Raw genomic sequence first — 15,362 nt, forward strand, 5'->3', positions numbered from 1 at the left:
CACATCGCTTTCTACGTGAGGAAACGCCATGAAGGGCAAGATCGGAATCGTCGTCGGACTCACTGCGGGGTACGTCCTCGGCGCCCGCGCCGGACGTCAGCGCTACGAGCAGATCAAAGACGCCTACCTGCGCGTGTACAACACGCCCGCCGTTCAGAAGCAGGTCGACAAGGTCGCCGAGCTCGGCAAGTCCGCGGCATTCGCGCTGCCGACCGTGCTCTGGGACGGTGCGGTGAAGGTCACCCGCGCCGCCACCACCAAGGGCACGGCGGGGCAGAAGCTCGACGCCGCACTCGACGCGAGCAAGGACGCGGCTGACGACGTGAAGGATGCCGCCGAGACGACGGCATCCGCCGCCAAGAGCACCGCTCGGAGCTCGAGCACTCGTCAGAGCGGCGCCAAGAAGACCTCGTCGGCATCATGAGCACGCCCCGCGGATTCCGCGACCGTCGCGACGACAGTCTGCTGTCGCTGGTCGGTGACCTGCCGGAGCTCGTCCGGAACCTGATCACGGCCGAGATCAATGCGGCCAAGACCTGGGCTGCCCGCACGGGCAAGGACGCCGGCATGGTGGGCCTCTGGTTCGTGCTGGCGCTGTTCGTCCTGTTCTGGACGATCCCCGCCATCGGCGCGTTCACCGTCATCGGACTTTCGGCGTGGATCCCCCTGTGGGTCGCGGCGCTGATCCTCGTCGGGCTCGGGCTGGTGCTGGTTGCGGTCCTGGCGCTGCTGGGTCTCGCCCGCGTGAAGAAGATGTCGAACCGTGAGAATCCCGCGTCGGCCATCTCGACCGACGCCCGCATCGTCAAGGAGGTCGCCGATGAGTTCTGAACTCCCCCGCACCGCTGTTCCGTTCGGGATCGCCGACCCCGTCGAGCGTGCGCGCGCCGAGCTGAAGGCCGCGCTCCACGCGATCGAGGAGAAGGCCAACGTCCCCAAGCGGGCCGCGAAGGCGACCGAGCGTGCGACGGTCTCGGCGCGTCAGTTCGCCGACCGCAATCCCACCGGAGCGGCCGCGGCCGCCGTGGGCGTCGCGCTGGCCGTCGGACTCGTGGTGTGGGGCGCCGTGCGTCTCTACACGCGCTGACCCGCACCCGCGACGCGTCGACCCCTGCGAGCGCGGGGGTATGCTCAACATCAGGCAGCGGCGATGACGCGTATGCTGCCGGCGATGCGGACCCGAACGCGCGCGACAGCGCGTTCCGGCCTGCGAGCGTCGGCCGTCTCGCACCGGGGTGGCCGACCGCCTACACGAGAGTCGAACCATGAACACATCTGCTGCGGGTTCCGCACCGAAGCCCCTCAAGGGGTGGCGCGTGCTCGTTCCCCGCGGCGGTCCGTGGGGCGACAGCGTCGCGGCGGCACTGCGTGCCCAGGGTGCGACGCCGGTCATCGCCCCGCTCATCAACTTCGCTCCCTCTGAAGACCCGACCACCCTCGAAGAGGCCCTGCGCGACCTCGCCGCGGGGGCGTTCGACTGGGTGACGCTCACCAGCTCGACCACCGTCGACGTGCTGCACGCCTACCGCGCCGAGATCCCGGCCACCACGCGTGTCGCAGCGGTCGGCGAGACAACTGCTGCCGCCCTGATGGCGGTCGGGTATCGGGTCGACCTCGTTCCCGACGACGACAACTCGGCAGCCGGTATGGCCAGCCAGTTGATCGCCCTCGAACCGCAGCCCACGCGCGTGCTCACGCTCCGCAGTGAGCTCGCCAAGCCGGTGCTGACGCGTCGTCTCGCCGAGGCGGGGCACGATGTCCGCAGCGTGGTGGCGTACCGCACCGTGGGTGTGCCCGTGACCGAGAAGGTCGCCGGCGACGTTCGATCGGGCCGCATCAACGCGATCCTCGTCACCAGTGGCTCGGTCGCCGAGCAGGTGCACGAGCAGTTCCCCGAGATCCCCGCCGACACCGTCATCGCCGCCATCGGTCCGCGCACCGCGAAGGACGCCCGACGCACCGGGCTCGGGGTGAGCGTCGTGGCGAAGGAGCAAAGCGTGTCGGGGCTGATCTCGGCCGTCGCACAGTTCCCGTTGCCTCACGCGGCCGACGAGCTGGCCCCGCCGACGGGCGCGATCCCCCGCATCGGCGGCTGACACCGGTCGAGATCGGATCGTTGTCGGCGCGGCATCCGTTCGCGGCGGTGCGTTTGGCAGACTGGTGCCATGGTGACGCTTCTGCTCGACGCGACGCGCCTCGAGGTCGCGCTCTCGGCGACCGAGCGCGCACTGTCGTTCCGTCGCGACTCCGTCCGGGTCGACCGCGCGCACATCCGGAAAGTCCAGCTCGTCGACGACCCATGGACCTGGCTGCGCGGCGTTCCGAGCCCGGGCACCGTGGTCCCGCGCACCTTCGCGATGGGGCTGTGGCGCTCGGCGAGCGGTGACGACTTCGTCCTCGTGCGCCGGCGCCGCGCATCGGTGGTCGTGGACCTCGAGGGAGACCCCGAGTTCCAGCGACTGATCCTCACCACCCGCCACGGCCTCGCCCTCGTGCAGGCCCTCCGCCTCGAGGTCGAGGACGAACCGGTGGACGTCGTCGAACTGGCGACGAGCGAGATCCCCGTGATTCGTCCGACGCGCACTCCGCGAGCGCCCGCGGCCCGCCCCGCACAAGCCTGAGTCCCCGGCCCGGCCGGGTAACGTTGCCGAGGTGACGAACGACGCGGCATCCTCCCTGCTGGTGCGTGCCGACGGGAGCGTCGGACACGTGACCCTCGACCGTCCTCGCGCGATCAACGCGGTCGACCGCGGCATGATCCTCGGCATCGCGGAGGCGCTGGACCGCTGGGAGCGCGACGCGGACGTCCAGGTCATCCTGCTCGACGGGGCGGGGGAGCGCGGATTCTGCGCCGGGGGCGACGTGCGCGGTCTGCGCGAGCAGGTGCTCAGCGGCGACGCGGTCGCGGCGATGGCCTTCTTCCGTGACGAGTACACCGTCAACGCACGTATCGCCGAGTACCCCAAGCCGGTCGTGGTGTTCGCCGATGGGATCACCATGGGCGGGGGTATCGGGCTTGCAGGTCACGCCGCGGTCCGCATCGTCACCGAGCGCTCCGCCCTCGCCATGCCGGAGACCCGGATCGGCTTCACCCCCGACGTCGGCGGCTCCTGGCTGCTGGCGCACGCTCCGGGCAGGCTGGGCGAGTACCTCGGGCTGACCGGGGCGACGATGGATGCCGCGGACGCGATCTACGCCGGCTTCGCCGACCACTTCGTGCCGTCCGACCGGCTCGGTGACCTGCACCACGCGCTCGTGACGCGCGCCGATCCGCAGACGCCGACCGAGATCGCCCTGCTGTTCGACGAGACACCCGCTGAGGCGAGCCTGGCCGCCGCGCGCGACTGGATCGACGACGCGTTCGCCGCCGACACGGCCGAGGAGATCGTCTCGCGGCTGCGGGCGCGGCCCGAGCCGATGGCCGCCGCAGCAGCCGACACCATCGAGGAGCTCTCACCCACCGGTGTCGCCGTGACCCTCGCCGCTATCCGCTCCGCGCGCGCCCTGCCGGGCCTCCGTGCGGCGCTCGCGCAGGAGTACGCCCTCGTGGAGTGGTTCGCCACGACACAGCCCGACCTCGTCGAGGGCATCCGCGCTCAAATCGTCGACAAGGACCGCACCCCCCGGTGGGTGCCGGCGTCGCTCGCCGAGGTGGCGCCCGGGATCGGAGCGGAAGCGCTCGCTCACACCCCCGCCGTGCCGCTGTGGTCGTGAGCATCGGAAGGCCCTGAATGTTCGACAGCCCCCTGTCCGCGTCGGCTTACGACGTCCTCGCCGTGAAGCCCGACGCGTCCGACGACGACCTGCGGCGTGCCTACCGGCTTCGCCTCCGACAGACGCATCCCGACACCGGCGGCGACGCCGCCGTGTTCGTCCAGGTGCAGCGGGCCTGGGAGCTCGTCGGCACGCCCGACGCCCGCGCCGCGTACGACCGGGGACACGGCTTCGGCGACGCGGCATCCTTCGCACCCGACGCACCACAGTGGCGACCACGGTCACGGCCGGCCGACACGCGGCCTCGGGCTCGGTCCTTCGGGCAGCCCGGCGGCTGGCGCCGCGAGCGCTACCTCACCCTGATTCGGGAGTGGGCGGGCCGCGGTGTCGATCTGCCGGATCCCTACGATCCCGCGCTCGTGCGCAGCGCGCCCCACGACATCCGCCGACTGCTCGCGGACGCCCTGGCCGAGGAGGCCACCGCGCGCCTGGTCGGTGACCTCGGCATGGGCTACACCGTCTGGCACGACGTCGCAGCCGACCCGCGCGACCCCGAGGTGAAGCTGGATCACATCGTCCTCGGGCCGAGCGGCCTTTACGCGCTGCTCTCGGAGGACTTCGGTGCCCCCGTGCGCACGAAACGCGGCGAGCTGATCGGAGACGCCGTCGAAGGCTCGCCGATCGCGAGGCTCGTCCTCACCGCCCGTGGCCTCGGGCGGAGCGCGAAGGTGAAGTTCAGCGGCGCCGTGGTCGTCCTCCCCGACGACGACGTCGCCACGGCGATCGAGGAGCTCGGCCGTGTGAAGGGGCTCCCGGTCGCGGTCGTCGGCCGCAGTGCGCTCGCCACCGTCCTGCGTCGCGGCGTCACCGGCGCGCGCGAGATCGGCGGCAACGAGCTGTTCGACGTGCGCACCCGGCTCCAGCAGGTGATGCGTTTCGCCTGATCCCCGCCGACCGTCGGGGCGCAGCGCTCCGGGGCTTCGCGCTCAGCCGATGCCGAGGAGCTCGAGCGGGTGGCTCAGCCGCCACCAGAGGTCGGGGCCCGGGACGTCGGAGGCGAGCTCGACGCCGACCTCGGCGGATCCGGCGGGACCGGTGAGCGTGAGCGTGCCGGCGGTGGCGCCCTCTTCGCGCGCCTCGCCGAGCTCGTAGTCGGCCTCGGTCTGTGCGGTGGCGCCGTTCCACAGGAGGAGCGAGGCGTCGGCATCCGTCACGAGCTGGCTGGAGGCGCCCCACGCCGTGGTGACACCCGCGACCACGGTGCCGGCGGCGAGCGACGACGCGACGGACGCCTCGGTCGCGACGTCTTCCAGGAGTCGGCGCGTCTCGCTGACGCGCAGGTCGTCGGTGGGCTGACCCGTCACCGACGCCAGGAGGGTCAGCTCCTGGTCGCCGACGGTGAGGGTGCGGGCGGCGACGAGGTTGTAGTTTTCGGCGTAGCTGCCGGTCTTCACCCCGATGACTCCCGACTCGCCGAGGAGCGCGTTCGTGTTCTCGAAGACGCCGGCGCCGGGGAGTTCCGCGGAGTCGGTGGATACGATTTCGGCGATCACCGGGTTCGCGAGAGCCTTCTCCGCGAGCGCGATGATCGCCGCCGGGGTCGCCTCGTTGCCGCGGTCGAACCCCGATGCGTCGGTGATCGTGACGCCGTCGATGTCGTTCGCGTCGAGCCATGCGGTCGCGGCGGCGGTGTACTGGTCGATGGAGCCGAACACCTCCGTCGCTAGACGGTCGGCATAGTTGCTCGCCGAGGCGATGAGCGTCCCCTGGAGAAGCTGGTACTCGGTCAATGAACCGCCGTCGGGGACGTTCAGCGCGGACTGGTTGCCGGCGATGTACTGCCAGTACTCGCTGCGGTCAGCGAACGTGAAGTCGTATGACGGTCCCTGCTCGCCGCTCTCCAGCGGCGCGGCGTCGAGGACGACGAGCGCCGTTACCAGCTTCGTGAGGCTGGCGAGCTGGTCGGCATCGCCGGTGGAGGTTGCAGGAGTGAACCCTTCGATTGCGACGGCGCCGGTGCCATCGGAGGGCCAGTCGACGTCGGCGGATGTGCCGCGAAGCGCGGTTGCCTCCGCGGCGGTGACGGTCGGCTCCACCGCGCTCAGCGGCCAGAGCGCCATGGCGGCGACGTACGCGATGACGAGCGAGACGACGGCGACCGCCGGGATGACGACGACGCGCGCGTCGAACCTGCGCCGCGGGCGCCGCAGCGGCGGCAGCAGTTCGAAGCCCGCGGTCTGCGGTGCCGCCTCGCTGGGCAGCGCGTCGGGGTCGACCCAGGTCAGCGCGACGCGGTCCGTGACGGGAGCCGCGGGAGCCGGCGCGGCCGTGGACGCGGGCGCGGCGACGGCATCGAGAACGGTGACGGGGGATGCGGCGGCGAACGCCGCCGACATCGGAAGCGGCGACGGCTCGTTCAGCCGCGACGGGCCCGCGGGGGTGGACGGTCCGGGCGTGGGCGCATCGGAGGTGGGAGCCGGGTCGTCGGAGCCCGGAGCGTCGGCGACGGGAGCCTCTTCTCCCGCTCGGGCGCGGAGTTCGCGGCGAGTGCGGGGCGTGGCGTCTTCCGTGGTCACTGATCCACGGTAGCGCCCCGACGGTGTGGCTATACTCGACGCACAACCACGGGAGTCCGGTGAGCCGGGCTGAGAGGAAGCGATCCACGCTTCGACCGTCGAACCTGATCCGGATCATGCCGGCGCAGGGAGGAGAAAGAAATGCACGCTGTCGCGTCCACATCCGAGACCCGGACCACCTCATCGCCGGGCCGTTTCCGCTGGCGAGTCATCGACATCGTCGTGGCCAGCGTGCTGGGCGTCGCATCGGGACTCATCTTCCTGCTGTGGAACATCGGCTACCTCGGCCCGAAGACGCTCCTCGAGCCCCTCCTGCCGGGTCTGCAGGGCCTCCTCGACGGGCCGTGGCTGTTCGCCGGGGTGCTCGGTGCCCTGATCATCCGCAAGCCCGGTGCCGCCATCTACACCGAGACCCTGGCGGCGGTCGTGTCGGCTCTCGTGGGCAACAGCTGGGGCGGCTTCCTCACGATCGAGGCCGGGCTCGTGCAGGGTCTCGGCGCCGAGCTCATCGTGCTCCTCTTCCTCTACCGGCGCTTCACGCTCCCCGTCGCGATCCTCGCCGGCGCCGGCGCGGCGCTCGCCGGCGGCATCAACAACCTCGTCCTCTGGTACGCGGGCGCGGACGTCGCCTTCACGGGTGTCTACCTCGTCTCCACCGTTCTGTCGGGGGCTGTCATCGCCGGGGCGCTGACGTGGTTCCTCGCCCGGGGGCTCGCTGCCACGGGGGCACTCGACCGATTCGCCATCGGACGCGAAGCGCGCAGTCGTGTCTGACGCATGACGCACCCCGCGCGCGTCGAGGTCCGCGGCTGGGGGTGGCGCCACGCGACACGGAACGCCTGGGCCGTGCGCGGTGTTGACCTCATGATCACGCCGGGGGAGCGCGTGCTGCTCCTCGGCGCGTCCGGTGCCGGCAAATCGACACTGCTCCACGGCCTCGCGGGGGTGCTCGGCGGGGCCGACGAGGGCGAGGTGGAGGGGGAGATCCTCCTGGACGGCGCTCCCGTCGCCGCGCAGCGCGGCCGCGCCGGTCTCGTCCTGCAGGATCCGGACTCGCAGGTGATCCTCGCCCGCGTCGGTGATGACGTCGCGTTCGGGTGCGAGAACCTCGGCGTGCCGCGGGAACAGATCTGGCCGCGGGTCGAGGGGGCGCTGACCGCGGTGGGTCTCGACGTCCCGCGGGACCGCCCGACGAAGGCGCTGTCGGGTGGTCAGAAGCAGCGACTCGCCCTCGCGGGCGTGGTCGCGATGCAGCCGGGCCTGGTGCTGCTCGACGAGCCGACCGCGAACCTCGACCCGGACGGCGTCACCGAGGTGCGCGACGCGGTGGCGGCGATGCTGCGGTCGCACCCGGCGACCCTCGTCGTGGTCGAGCACCGCGTGGACGTGTGGCTGCCCCTGGTGGACCGGGTTGTGGTGCTCGGCGGCCCCGACGCGCCAGGAGTGGTCGCCGACGGCACCCCGGAGCAGGTGTTGGGGGCGCTCGGTGAGACTCTCGCGCTGGCAGGAGTGTGGGTGCCCGGGCATCCGCCGGTCGCACCCGACCCGCCCGGCGCTGCGCCTGGCGAGATCCTGCTGACCGCGCGCGCACTCGCGGTGCAGCGCGTCGCCGGCCATCCCGTCGCCACCGGCATCGACCTAGAGGTGCGTGCGGGCGAGGTCCTCGCCGTGACGGGGCCGAACGGTGCCGGGAAGTCGACGCTCGGACTGACCCTGGCCGGGCTCCTGGCGCCGGCGGCGGGCGAGGTCGTGGCGACGAGCGCACTGCAGGGGGGCATCGGGCCGCATCCGATCCGCTGGTCGTCCCGAGAGCTCCTGACGCGCATCGGGACGGTCTTCCAGGACCCCGAGCACCAGTTCCTCGCACGGACGGTGCGCGCCGAACTGGAGATCGGTCCGACGGCGCTCGGGCTCGCGGAGCCGGAGATCGCCGCGACCGTCGACGGGCTGTTGGAACAAATGCGGCTGACCCGCCTCGCCGCGGCGAACCCCTACACACTGTCGGGAGGCGAGAAGCGGCGCCTCACGGTCGCCTCGATGCTGGCGACGGCACCGCGGGTGCTCGTGCTCGATGAACCGACCTTCGGGCAGGACGCGACGACGTGGTCCCAGCTGATCGCGCTCCTCGCCGAGCTCCGCGACGTGGGGTCGGCGGTGGTCGTCATCACGCACGATCTCGACGCGGTCCGTGCACTGCACGCCCGCGAGGTCCGTCTGGGGGTCGGTCAGTGACCCTCCTCGACGGCAGGGCGAGGACCGGCGCTGTCGCCCGCATCAATCCGGTCGCGAAGCTGGCGGCCAGCGGCCTGGTCGCCATTCCACTCGTCTTCACCCTCGACTGGGTGTCGGCCGCGGTCGCGCTCGTCCTCGAGTGCTTCCTGATCCCGTTCGCGGGGCTGCGCTGGGGCGAGTTCTGGCGACGGACCTGGCCCGTCTGGATCGCAGCGCCGCTCACGGCCGTCACGATCGCCCTGTACGGCGAAGCCGGCGGTCGCGTCTACGTCGAATGGCTTCTCATCCGTATCAGCGACGGATCGCTCGAGCTCGCCGCGGCGACGCTCCTCCGAGTGCTCGCCGTCGCGCTGCCGTCGGTCGTCCTGTTCATCACGGTCGATCCGACCGATCTCGCGGACGGCCTGGCGCAGATCGTCCGGCTGCCGGCGCGATTCGTGCTGGGTGCGCTCGCCGGCCTGCGGATGATTGGCCTGTTCATCGACGACTGGCGATCGCTGGAGCTCGCCCGTCGCGCGCGCGGAGTCGCGGATCGGGGGCGCCTGCGGCGCTTCGCGGGGATGGCCTTCGCGCTCCTGGTGCTGTCGATCCGGCGGGGATCGAAGCTCGCGACGGCGATGGAGGCCCGCGGTTTCGGTGCCCCCGGTCGTCGCACCTGGGCGCGCACGTCGACGTTCGGGGGCCGCGAGTGGGCGCTGATCGCGATCGGCGCGGGCATCGCCGGGTCGGCGGTCGTCGCCGCCGCCGTGGCCGGCACCTGGAACTTCATCCTCGGCCCGTCCTGATCCGCTCGCGTGACATCCGCACGATCGGTGGTGCCGGTGTCGAGTCGACGGTCGCAGTGGTCGACTCCCGCACCGCGAGTCGTGCATCCGTCGCGCGGCTCAGAACCGGTAGGCAAAGCAGACGGACCGCGGCATCGTCTCGATGTAGGGCTCGTATACCGGGATGCGGGTGAACCCCATCGACTCGTAGAGCGCCACGGATTCGGGCTGGGGGATACCCGTCTGCAGGATCACCCGGTCGGCTCCGTCCTCGCGCGCCCGGTCGATCGCCTCCGTCATCAGACGGCGGGCGATGCCCTGTCCGCGCGCCGCAGCCGTGACGACGAGTCGCTTGATCTCCCACTCGACGCCGAGGCGGCGGAGGATGACATGACCGGTCGGGGTGCCTGCGGCATCCACCGCGATGAGGGTCGCGACGATCTCGTCGGGGTGCATCGCGAGAGCGCGCGAGCGTGCGACTGCGCGCTCCTCGGGCTCGTCGCCGTGGAAGCCGTCGTAGCGTGCGCCGAGGTCGGCGTCGAGTTCGTCGCGAAGGGATGCCGCGCGCGCATCGTCCCAGGGGACGTCGATGATCCGGGACTCGGTGCTCGTCCGCTCACTCACGGAACGAGCCTACGGCGCGGGTGCCGGGGGCCGGGCGCGTCGGACCCCGGTGGTGCGGCCGATGTCACGCTCCGGGTAGCCTGGTCCGCAGAGTCACCCCGTGAGACGCAGTCGCGCTCGGAATGAGACGCGATCCCGTTCGAAGGAGAACGCATGGACATCACCGCGGCATCCGCGCTCGTCACCGGCGGCGCCAGCGGCTTGGGCCTCGCCACGGCGCGACGACTCGCGGCACGGGGCGCGCACGTCGTGATCGTCGACCTCCCCCGCTCCGCAGGAGCCGCCGTCGCGAGTGAGGTCGGCGGCACGTTCGTCGCCGCCGACGTGACCGATCCGGCGCAGGTCGCCGAAGCGGTCGCCGCGGCATCCGCTGCCGCTCCGCTCCGCGTCGCCGTCAACTGCGCCGGCATCGCTCCGCCGGCCAAGGTGCTGAACCGCGACGGCACCCCGGGGTCGGTGGCCGACTTCGAACGCGTCGTCCGCATCAATCTCGTCGGCACGTACGCGGTCACCGCGCACGCCGCCGCGGCGATGGCCGCCACCGAGCCCACCGGATCCGGCGACCGCGGCGTGATCGTCAACACCGCCTCCGTCGCGGCATTCGACGGTCAGATCGGGCAGCCCGCGTACTCCGCGAGCAAGGGCGGCGTGCACGCGATGACCCTGCCGATCGCGCGCGAGCTGGCCCGCCATGGCATCCGTGTCTGCACGATCGCCCCCGGGATCATGGAGACGCCCATGCTCGCGGGTCTTCCCGAGGCCGCCCAGGAGTCGCTCGGCCAGCAGGTGCCGTATCCCGCCCGACTTGGCAAGCCCGACGAGTACGCCGCCCTGGTGGAGCACATCGTGGAGAACGGCTACCTCAACGGCGAGACGATCCGCCTCGACGGCGCCATCCGGATGGCACCCAAGTGAACCCGGCGACCACCGAGGGAGAACCGACCATGAGCGACACGATCCTGCTGGAGCGCGACGGCGCGCTGGCGCGCCTGACCTTCAACCGTCCTGCGTCGCTGAACGCCATGGACTTCGAGATGGGCACGCGCTGGCGCGACCTCGCCCACGAGCTCACCTCCGACGACACCGTCGGGGCGATCGTGCTGGATGCCGCAGGCCCCGCCTTCTGCGCCGGTGGCGATGTCGTCGCGATGGCGACCACCGGGTCGGACGGCGCCGCGATCACCGCGATGGCCGACGTCATCCACGACGGCATCCGGACCTTCGTCGAGTCGTCGATCCCGATCGTCGCCGCGGTGCAGGGGGCGGTCGCCGGCGGCGGGCTCGGCCTCATGCTGACGGCGGACTATGTCGTCGCGTCGCCGGCGGCGAAGTTCGTCAGCAAGTACGCGAACATCGGGCTGACCCCCGACCTCGGCGTCTCGACGCTGCTGCCGGCCGCGGTCGGGCAGCGCCGCGCGCTGCAGATGCTGCTCACCGACCTGACGATCGACGCCGACACCGCTCTCGACTGGGGGCTCGTCGCCGAGGTCGTCGACCAGCCCGGCGACCGGGCCGAGCAGATCGCCCGGTCGTGGCTCGAGGGCGCGACCGGCGCGTTCGGTCAGGCCAAGCGCCTCGTCCGCACCGGTGCGCACCGCCCCTTCGCCGAGAACCTCGGCGACGAGGCCCGCACCATCGGCGCCGCGTTCGACACCGCCGACTCGAAGACCCGCGTGGCGGCTTTCGCCGCGGCATCCCGTACGCCCCGCCACTGACCGACGACGACAAGGAGAACCATGACCCTCGCCGGAAAGACCATCCTCATGTCGGGCGGCAGCCGCGGCATCGGCCTCGCGATCGCCCTCCGCGCCGCGCGCGACGGCGCCAACATCGCCCTCATCGCGAAGACCGACACGCCTCATCCCAAGCTCGAGGGAACCGTCCACTCCGCGGCGGAGCAGATCCGCGCAGCGGGCGGCCAGGCACTCCCGATCGTGGGTGACGTGCGCAGTGACGATGACATCACCGGTGCCGTGCTGAAGACCCAGGGCGAGTTCGGCGGCATCGACATCGTCGTCAACAACGCGTCGGTGATCGACCTGTCGGGTTCACTCGAGCTCGGGGCGAAGAAGTACGACCTCATGCAGGACGTCAACGTCCGCGGCACATTCATGCTCTCGCGCGCGGCGATTCCCATGTTGAAGGATGCCGAGAACCCTCACATCCTGTCGCTGTCGCCGCCGTTGAACCTCTCCCCGAAGTGGCTCGGCGCCCACACCGGCTACACGCTCGCGAAGTACGGCATGACGATGGCGACCCTGGGCCTTGCCGCGGAGTTCGCCGAAGCGGGCGTGGCCGCGAACACCCTGTGGCCGCGGACGACGATCGCGACGGCCGCCGTGCAGTTCGCTCTCGGCGGCGACCGGATGATGAAGGTCAGTCGCACGCCGGAGATCTATGCCGACGCGGCCTATGAGGTGCTGTGCCGTCCGGCCCGCGGATACAGCGGCCAGACCCTGATCGTCGAGGACGTCCTCGAGGATGCCGGTGTCACCGACTTCTCCGCGTATGCCGCAACCCCGGGCACGCCCGACAGCGAGCTGTTCCCCGACATCTTCCTCGACTGACGCGTTCAAGATCGCAACGGCTCCTGCGCGACACCCCGTGCGTACCGGGCGGATGCCGGGGTGTCGCGCGCGATCCGTTGCATCCGCGCACGCGCGCCGCGCGCGGCGCGCGCGGGTCAGACCAGGCCGAGCTTCACGAACGCGTTCCACACGCCGTCGTCGAGGACGTCGGTGGTGACGTTGCCGCCCGCGCGCTCTTTCAGCGCGGGGTCGGCGTTGCCCATGGCCACGGGCGACCCGACGACGTCGAACATCTCCGCGTCGTTCCAGCTGTCGCCGATGCCGATCGCGTCGGCGGCATCGAGTCCGAGCACGTCGAGTACCCGCACGATCGCGGAGCCCTTCGTGGTGCCGCGGAGACCGATCTCGCCGTTCGATCCGCCCGGGAGGGGGATGCTGCCGGGGATCACGTGAAAGCGGTCGCCCAGGTCGGCCTGGGCGCGATCGACGCTGTCGGAGCGCTTGCTGATGAACGTCGTCTTCGCGATCTGGTCGAGGTTGGCCTCGGCGAGCGGGCGGTACGAGATCACGGGCTTCGGGTCAACGGGCTCCGAGAGCCCGAGGCGGCGAGCGTCTTCGAGGTGCTGGCGTCGACGGTGCTCGAAGAACTCGTCGACCATCGCGCCGACGCCGGGGCTCGCGTACACGGCCTCGTCGGACTGCAGGAAGTAATCGATGTCCTCGGCCTCGAAGTAGGAGATGAGACGGTCGGTGTCCTCCCGCGGCATCGGGTCCGCGAAGATGAGCTCGTCGCCGCGCGCGGCGTAGGCACCGCCGTTGGTGATCGCGCCGTCGTAGCCGATCTCCCGCACCTTCGGGTGGATGTCGCCGGCGGCGCGGCCCGTGCACAGGTAGACGAGGTGACCGTTCTCGCGGGCGGTGCGGATGGCCGTGACCGTGGAGGGGGCGATCGCGTCGCCGTGCTCCAGGATCGTGCCGTCGACGTCGAGGAAGGCGATTCGGGTCATGATTCCATTCTCGGGGATGCGGATGAACGCGAGGTGTGCGCCGATCTCCGAGGGATGCCGTCAGTCGAGGCGCTTGCGGAGGAAGATCTGGTCGACGCCGCCGTCGCCGGGGACGCGCTGCGTCTCGCGGTAGCCCTCGCGTTCGTACAGGCGGATGTTCGCCTCGCTGAGGGAGCCGGTGAACAGCTCGGCTTCGGTCGCGCCGGCCTGCCGCCCGGACTCTTCCACGGCGGCGAGGAGTTGGGAGCCGATGCCCGCGCCCTGCTGGTCGGGCGCGATGGCGATGCGGCCGATGAGCAGCAGGGTCTCATCGAGGCGCGCTCGCGCGGCGCCGACGATCCGCGTGCCGTCGAGTGCCACGCGACCGAGGTTCTCGTGCAGTTCAGCGGTCAGCTCCTCGAGCGTCTGGGTCAGCGGCGGCATGTCGGGATCGCCGTAGATGAGGGCCTCCTGCACGAACGCGGCGCGCTGCAGGGTCAGCACCTCGCCGGCGTCGTCGGCGCGGATGGGACGGATCTGGATGTCGCTCACGGTGCCACGGTATCGGCGCGCCCCGCCGTCGCCCAGCCTGCTCCTCTACCCTTGACAACATGACTGAGTCCCCCTCCGCGCGCCCTGAAGGCATGTCCGCCGTGCCCACGACGAAGCCCCGGCAGGTGCGCCCGGCGACCGAGGGGTGGACGCAGCAGAAGGATGCCGAAGGACGCCCGCTCCTGCAGTTTGCGAGCCCGAAGCGCGGCAAGCCCCCCGTGCACCTGGCCGACCTCAGCCACGATCAGCGCGTCGAGAAGCTGAAGGAGCTCGGGATGCCGGGCTTCCGCGCCGGGCAGCTGGAGAAGCACTACTTCCAGCACTACACCTCCGACCCCGCGCAGATGACCGACCTTCCGGCATCCGGACGGGAGGAGCTTGTCGGCGGCTTGATGCCGAACCTCATGACCGAGGTCCGCAGGCTCGAGACCGACGGCGGCGACACCATCAAGTTCCTCTGGAAGCTCCACGACGGCGCTCTCGTCGAGTCGGTGCTCATGCGCTACACCGGCCGCATCACCCTGTGCGTGTCGAGCCAGGCCGGGTGCGGCATGAACTGCCCCTTCTGCGCCACCGGTCAGGCCGGCCTGACCCGCAACATGTCGGCGGCCGAGATCGTCGACCAGGTCGTGCGTGCGAACCGCCTCATCGCCGACGGCGGGCTGGGCGACCCCCGCAAGGTCGGCCACAAGGACGAGCGCGTCACCAACATCGTCTTCATGGGCATGGGTGAGCCGTTGGCCAACTATGCGCGCGTCATGCAGGCCGTCCGCACGATGGTCGACAAGAAGCACGGTCTCGGGATGAGCGCCCGCGGCATCACGGTGTCGACCGTCGGCCTCGTCCCGGCCATCCGCAAGCTCAGCGCCGAGGACATCCCGGTGACCTTCGCGCTCTCGCTCCACGCTCCCGACGACACGCTCCGCGACGAGCTCATCCCGGTGAACTCGCGCTGGAAGGTCGATGAGGCTCTCGACGCCGCCCGCGAGTACTTCGACAAGACCGGTCGACGGGTCTCGATCGAGTACGCGCTCATCAAGGACATGAACGACCACGCGTGGCGTGCCGACCTGCTGGCGACGAAGCTCAACGAGCGGGGGCGTGGGTGGGTGCACGTGAACCCGATCCCGCTGAACCCGACGCCGGGATCGATCTGGACCTCGTCCGACGTCGACGTGCAGAACGAGTTCGTGCGGCGCCTCAACGAGGCCGGCATCCCGACGACCCTCCGCGACACCCGCGGCAAGGAGATCGACGGAGCGTGCGGCCAGCTGGTGGCGACCGAGGAGGATCAGGCGGCTGCCGCGGCATCCGTCTGACATCCCGATTCCGCTGTGGGCGTGACGGCGCCGTCGTCGCGGCCTGTGTCCACGGTCCCGCGATAGC

The 15,362-nt window shown here is 71.2% G+C and carries 18 protein-coding genes and 1 riboswitch; of the genes, 14 read left to right on the forward strand and 4 right to left on the reverse strand.

Translation table 11 applies throughout. The features are described 5' to 3' along the window. Window positions 1-28: 28 nt before the first annotated feature. The 7 genes from BKA24_RS03485 to BKA24_RS03515 all read left to right on the forward strand — a co-directional run bounded on the left by BKA24_RS03485 (window position 29) and on the right by BKA24_RS03515 (window position 4,658). Complete coding sequence (locus BKA24_RS03485; RefSeq protein ID WP_184215129.1) at window positions 29-424, forward strand: hypothetical protein; 396 nt, start codon at window positions 29-31, stop codon at window positions 422-424. Then, entirely contained in the window at window positions 421-831 is a 411-nt protein-coding gene (locus BKA24_RS03490; RefSeq protein WP_184215132.1) for a phage holin family protein, read from the forward strand. Before BKA24_RS03485 ends, BKA24_RS03490 begins: the two co-directional genes overlap by 4 nt. Next, window positions 821-1,087, forward strand: coding sequence for a hypothetical protein (locus tag BKA24_RS03495; protein WP_184215135.1), 267 nt, complete (start codon window positions 821-823; stop codon window positions 1,085-1,087). The genes BKA24_RS03490 and BKA24_RS03495 overlap by 11 nt, the downstream gene beginning before the upstream one ends. A 178-nt stretch (window positions 1,088-1,265) precedes the next feature. After that, window positions 1,266-2,096 carry a uroporphyrinogen-III synthase gene (locus BKA24_RS03500; protein WP_184215137.1) on the forward strand — a complete coding sequence of 277 codons (831 nt, stop codon included), beginning with the start codon at window positions 1,266-1,268 and terminating at the stop codon, window positions 2,094-2,096. Between the two features lie 69 nt (window positions 2,097-2,165). Then, window positions 2,166-2,621, forward strand: coding sequence for a hypothetical protein (locus BKA24_RS03505; RefSeq protein ID WP_184215139.1), 456 nt, complete (start codon window positions 2,166-2,168; stop codon window positions 2,619-2,621). A 31-nt stretch (window positions 2,622-2,652) separates the two neighbouring features. After that, complete coding sequence (locus BKA24_RS03510; protein ID WP_184215141.1) at window positions 2,653-3,714, forward strand: 3-hydroxyisobutyryl-CoA hydrolase; 1,062 nt, start codon at window positions 2,653-2,655, stop codon at window positions 3,712-3,714. Between the two features lie 17 nt (window positions 3,715-3,731). Then, window positions 3,732-4,658 (forward strand): nuclease-related domain-containing protein, encoded by a 927-nt coding sequence (locus BKA24_RS03515; RefSeq protein WP_184215143.1) that lies wholly within the window; start codon window positions 3,732-3,734, stop codon window positions 4,656-4,658. Between the two features lie 42 nt (window positions 4,659-4,700). On the opposite strand, the gene BKA24_RS03520 is transcribed toward BKA24_RS03515, so the two are convergent. Next, complete coding sequence (locus BKA24_RS03520; RefSeq protein ID WP_343065900.1) at window positions 4,701-6,290, reverse strand: D-alanyl-D-alanine carboxypeptidase family protein; 1,590 nt, start codon at window positions 6,288-6,290, stop codon at window positions 4,701-4,703. A 38-nt stretch (window positions 6,291-6,328) separates the two neighbouring features. Then, a riboswitch (TPP riboswitch) is annotated at window positions 6,329-6,438 on the forward strand. Between BKA24_RS03520 and BKA24_RS03525 the strand changes: the two genes are divergently transcribed. The 3 genes from BKA24_RS03525 (at window position 6,432) to BKA24_RS03535 (ending at window position 9,307) form a co-directional block, all read left to right on the forward strand. Next, window positions 6,432-7,064: an ECF transporter S component gene (locus BKA24_RS03525; RefSeq protein WP_184215145.1), complete on the forward strand. Its 633-nt coding sequence runs from the start codon at window positions 6,432-6,434 to the stop codon at window positions 7,062-7,064. It overlaps the preceding riboswitch by 7 nt. A 3-nt stretch (window positions 7,065-7,067) precedes the next feature. After that, window positions 7,068-8,522, forward strand: coding sequence for an ABC transporter ATP-binding protein (locus BKA24_RS03530; protein ID WP_184215147.1), 1,455 nt, complete (start codon window positions 7,068-7,070; stop codon window positions 8,520-8,522). Then, complete coding sequence (locus tag BKA24_RS03535) at window positions 8,519-9,307, forward strand: CbiQ family ECF transporter T component (protein WP_184215149.1); 789 nt, start codon at window positions 8,519-8,521, stop codon at window positions 9,305-9,307. Before BKA24_RS03530 ends, BKA24_RS03535 begins: the two co-directional genes overlap by 4 nt. Before the next feature lie 99 nt (window positions 9,308-9,406). Here BKA24_RS03535 and BKA24_RS03540 read toward each other — a convergent pair whose 3' ends face one another. Next, complete coding sequence (locus tag BKA24_RS03540) at window positions 9,407-9,910, reverse strand: GNAT family N-acetyltransferase (RefSeq protein WP_184215152.1); 504 nt, start codon at window positions 9,908-9,910, stop codon at window positions 9,407-9,409. 153 nt (window positions 9,911-10,063) lie between these two features. Here BKA24_RS03540 and BKA24_RS03545 point away from each other — a divergent pair, with 153 nt between their 5' ends. The 3 genes from BKA24_RS03545 to BKA24_RS03555 are packed head-to-tail and all read left to right on the forward strand — an operon-like array spanning window position 10,064 to window position 12,477. Then, window positions 10,064-10,825, forward strand: coding sequence for an SDR family NAD(P)-dependent oxidoreductase (locus BKA24_RS03545; protein WP_184215155.1), 762 nt, complete (start codon window positions 10,064-10,066; stop codon window positions 10,823-10,825). Window positions 10,826-10,854: 29 nt separating this feature from the next. Further along, complete coding sequence (locus BKA24_RS03550; RefSeq protein WP_184215158.1) at window positions 10,855-11,625, forward strand: enoyl-CoA hydratase/isomerase family protein; 771 nt, start codon at window positions 10,855-10,857, stop codon at window positions 11,623-11,625. 21 nt (window positions 11,626-11,646) lie between these two features. Further along, complete coding sequence (locus BKA24_RS03555) at window positions 11,647-12,477, forward strand: SDR family oxidoreductase (RefSeq protein WP_184215161.1); 831 nt, start codon at window positions 11,647-11,649, stop codon at window positions 12,475-12,477. A gap of 116 nt (window positions 12,478-12,593) precedes the next feature. Here BKA24_RS03555 and BKA24_RS03560 read toward each other — a convergent pair whose 3' ends face one another. Beyond that, window positions 12,594-13,445: a Cof-type HAD-IIB family hydrolase gene (locus BKA24_RS03560; RefSeq protein WP_184215163.1), complete on the reverse strand. Its 852-nt coding sequence runs from the start codon at window positions 13,443-13,445 to the stop codon at window positions 12,594-12,596. Between the two features lie 60 nt (window positions 13,446-13,505). Continuing rightward, entirely contained in the window at window positions 13,506-13,976 is a 471-nt protein-coding gene (locus BKA24_RS03565; protein ID WP_184215166.1) for a GNAT family N-acetyltransferase, read from the reverse strand. Window positions 13,977-14,035: 59 nt separating this feature from the next. Between BKA24_RS03565 and rlmN the strand changes: the two genes are divergently transcribed. Then, complete coding sequence (gene rlmN, locus BKA24_RS03570) at window positions 14,036-15,295, forward strand: dual-specificity RNA methyltransferase RlmN (protein WP_460708078.1); 1,260 nt, start codon at window positions 14,036-14,038, stop codon at window positions 15,293-15,295. The last annotated feature ends 67 nt before the right edge of the window (window positions 15,296-15,362 follow it).

Source organism: Microbacterium marinum (assembly GCF_014204835.1).
Classification (GTDB): Bacteria; Actinomycetota; Actinomycetes; order Actinomycetales; family Microbacteriaceae; genus Microbacterium; species Microbacterium marinum.

Coding starts and splice junctions, on each gene's coding strand:
- BKA24_RS03485 (WP_184215129.1), top strand. CDS start 29: ATGAAGGGCAAGATCGGAATCGTCGTCGGACTCACTGCGGGGTACGTC.
- BKA24_RS03490 (WP_184215132.1), top strand. CDS start 421: ATGAGCACGCCCCGCGGATTCCGCGACCGTCGCGACGACAGTCTGCTG.
- BKA24_RS03495 (WP_184215135.1), top strand. CDS start 821: ATGAGTTCTGAACTCCCCCGCACCGCTGTTCCGTTCGGGATCGCCGAC.
- BKA24_RS03500 (WP_184215137.1), top strand. CDS start 1,266: ATGAACACATCTGCTGCGGGTTCCGCACCGAAGCCCCTCAAGGGGTGG.
- BKA24_RS03505 (WP_184215139.1), top strand. CDS start 2,166: ATGGTGACGCTTCTGCTCGACGCGACGCGCCTCGAGGTCGCGCTCTCG.
- BKA24_RS03515 (WP_184215143.1), top strand. CDS start 3,732: ATGTTCGACAGCCCCCTGTCCGCGTCGGCTTACGACGTCCTCGCCGTG.
- BKA24_RS03525 (WP_184215145.1), top strand. CDS start 6,432: ATGCACGCTGTCGCGTCCACATCCGAGACCCGGACCACCTCATCGCCG.
- BKA24_RS03530 (WP_184215147.1), top strand. CDS start 7,068: ATGACGCACCCCGCGCGCGTCGAGGTCCGCGGCTGGGGGTGGCGCCAC.
- BKA24_RS03545 (WP_184215155.1), top strand. CDS start 10,064: ATGGACATCACCGCGGCATCCGCGCTCGTCACCGGCGGCGCCAGCGGC.
- BKA24_RS03550 (WP_184215158.1), top strand. CDS start 10,855: ATGAGCGACACGATCCTGCTGGAGCGCGACGGCGCGCTGGCGCGCCTG.
- BKA24_RS03555 (WP_184215161.1), top strand. CDS start 11,647: ATGACCCTCGCCGGAAAGACCATCCTCATGTCGGGCGGCAGCCGCGGC.
- BKA24_RS03560 (WP_184215163.1), bottom strand. CDS start 13,445: ATGACCCGAATCGCCTTCCTCGACGTCGACGGCACGATCCTGGAGCAC.
- rlmN (WP_460708078.1), top strand. CDS start 14,036: ATGACTGAGTCCCCCTCCGCGCGCCCTGAAGGCATGTCCGCCGTGCCC.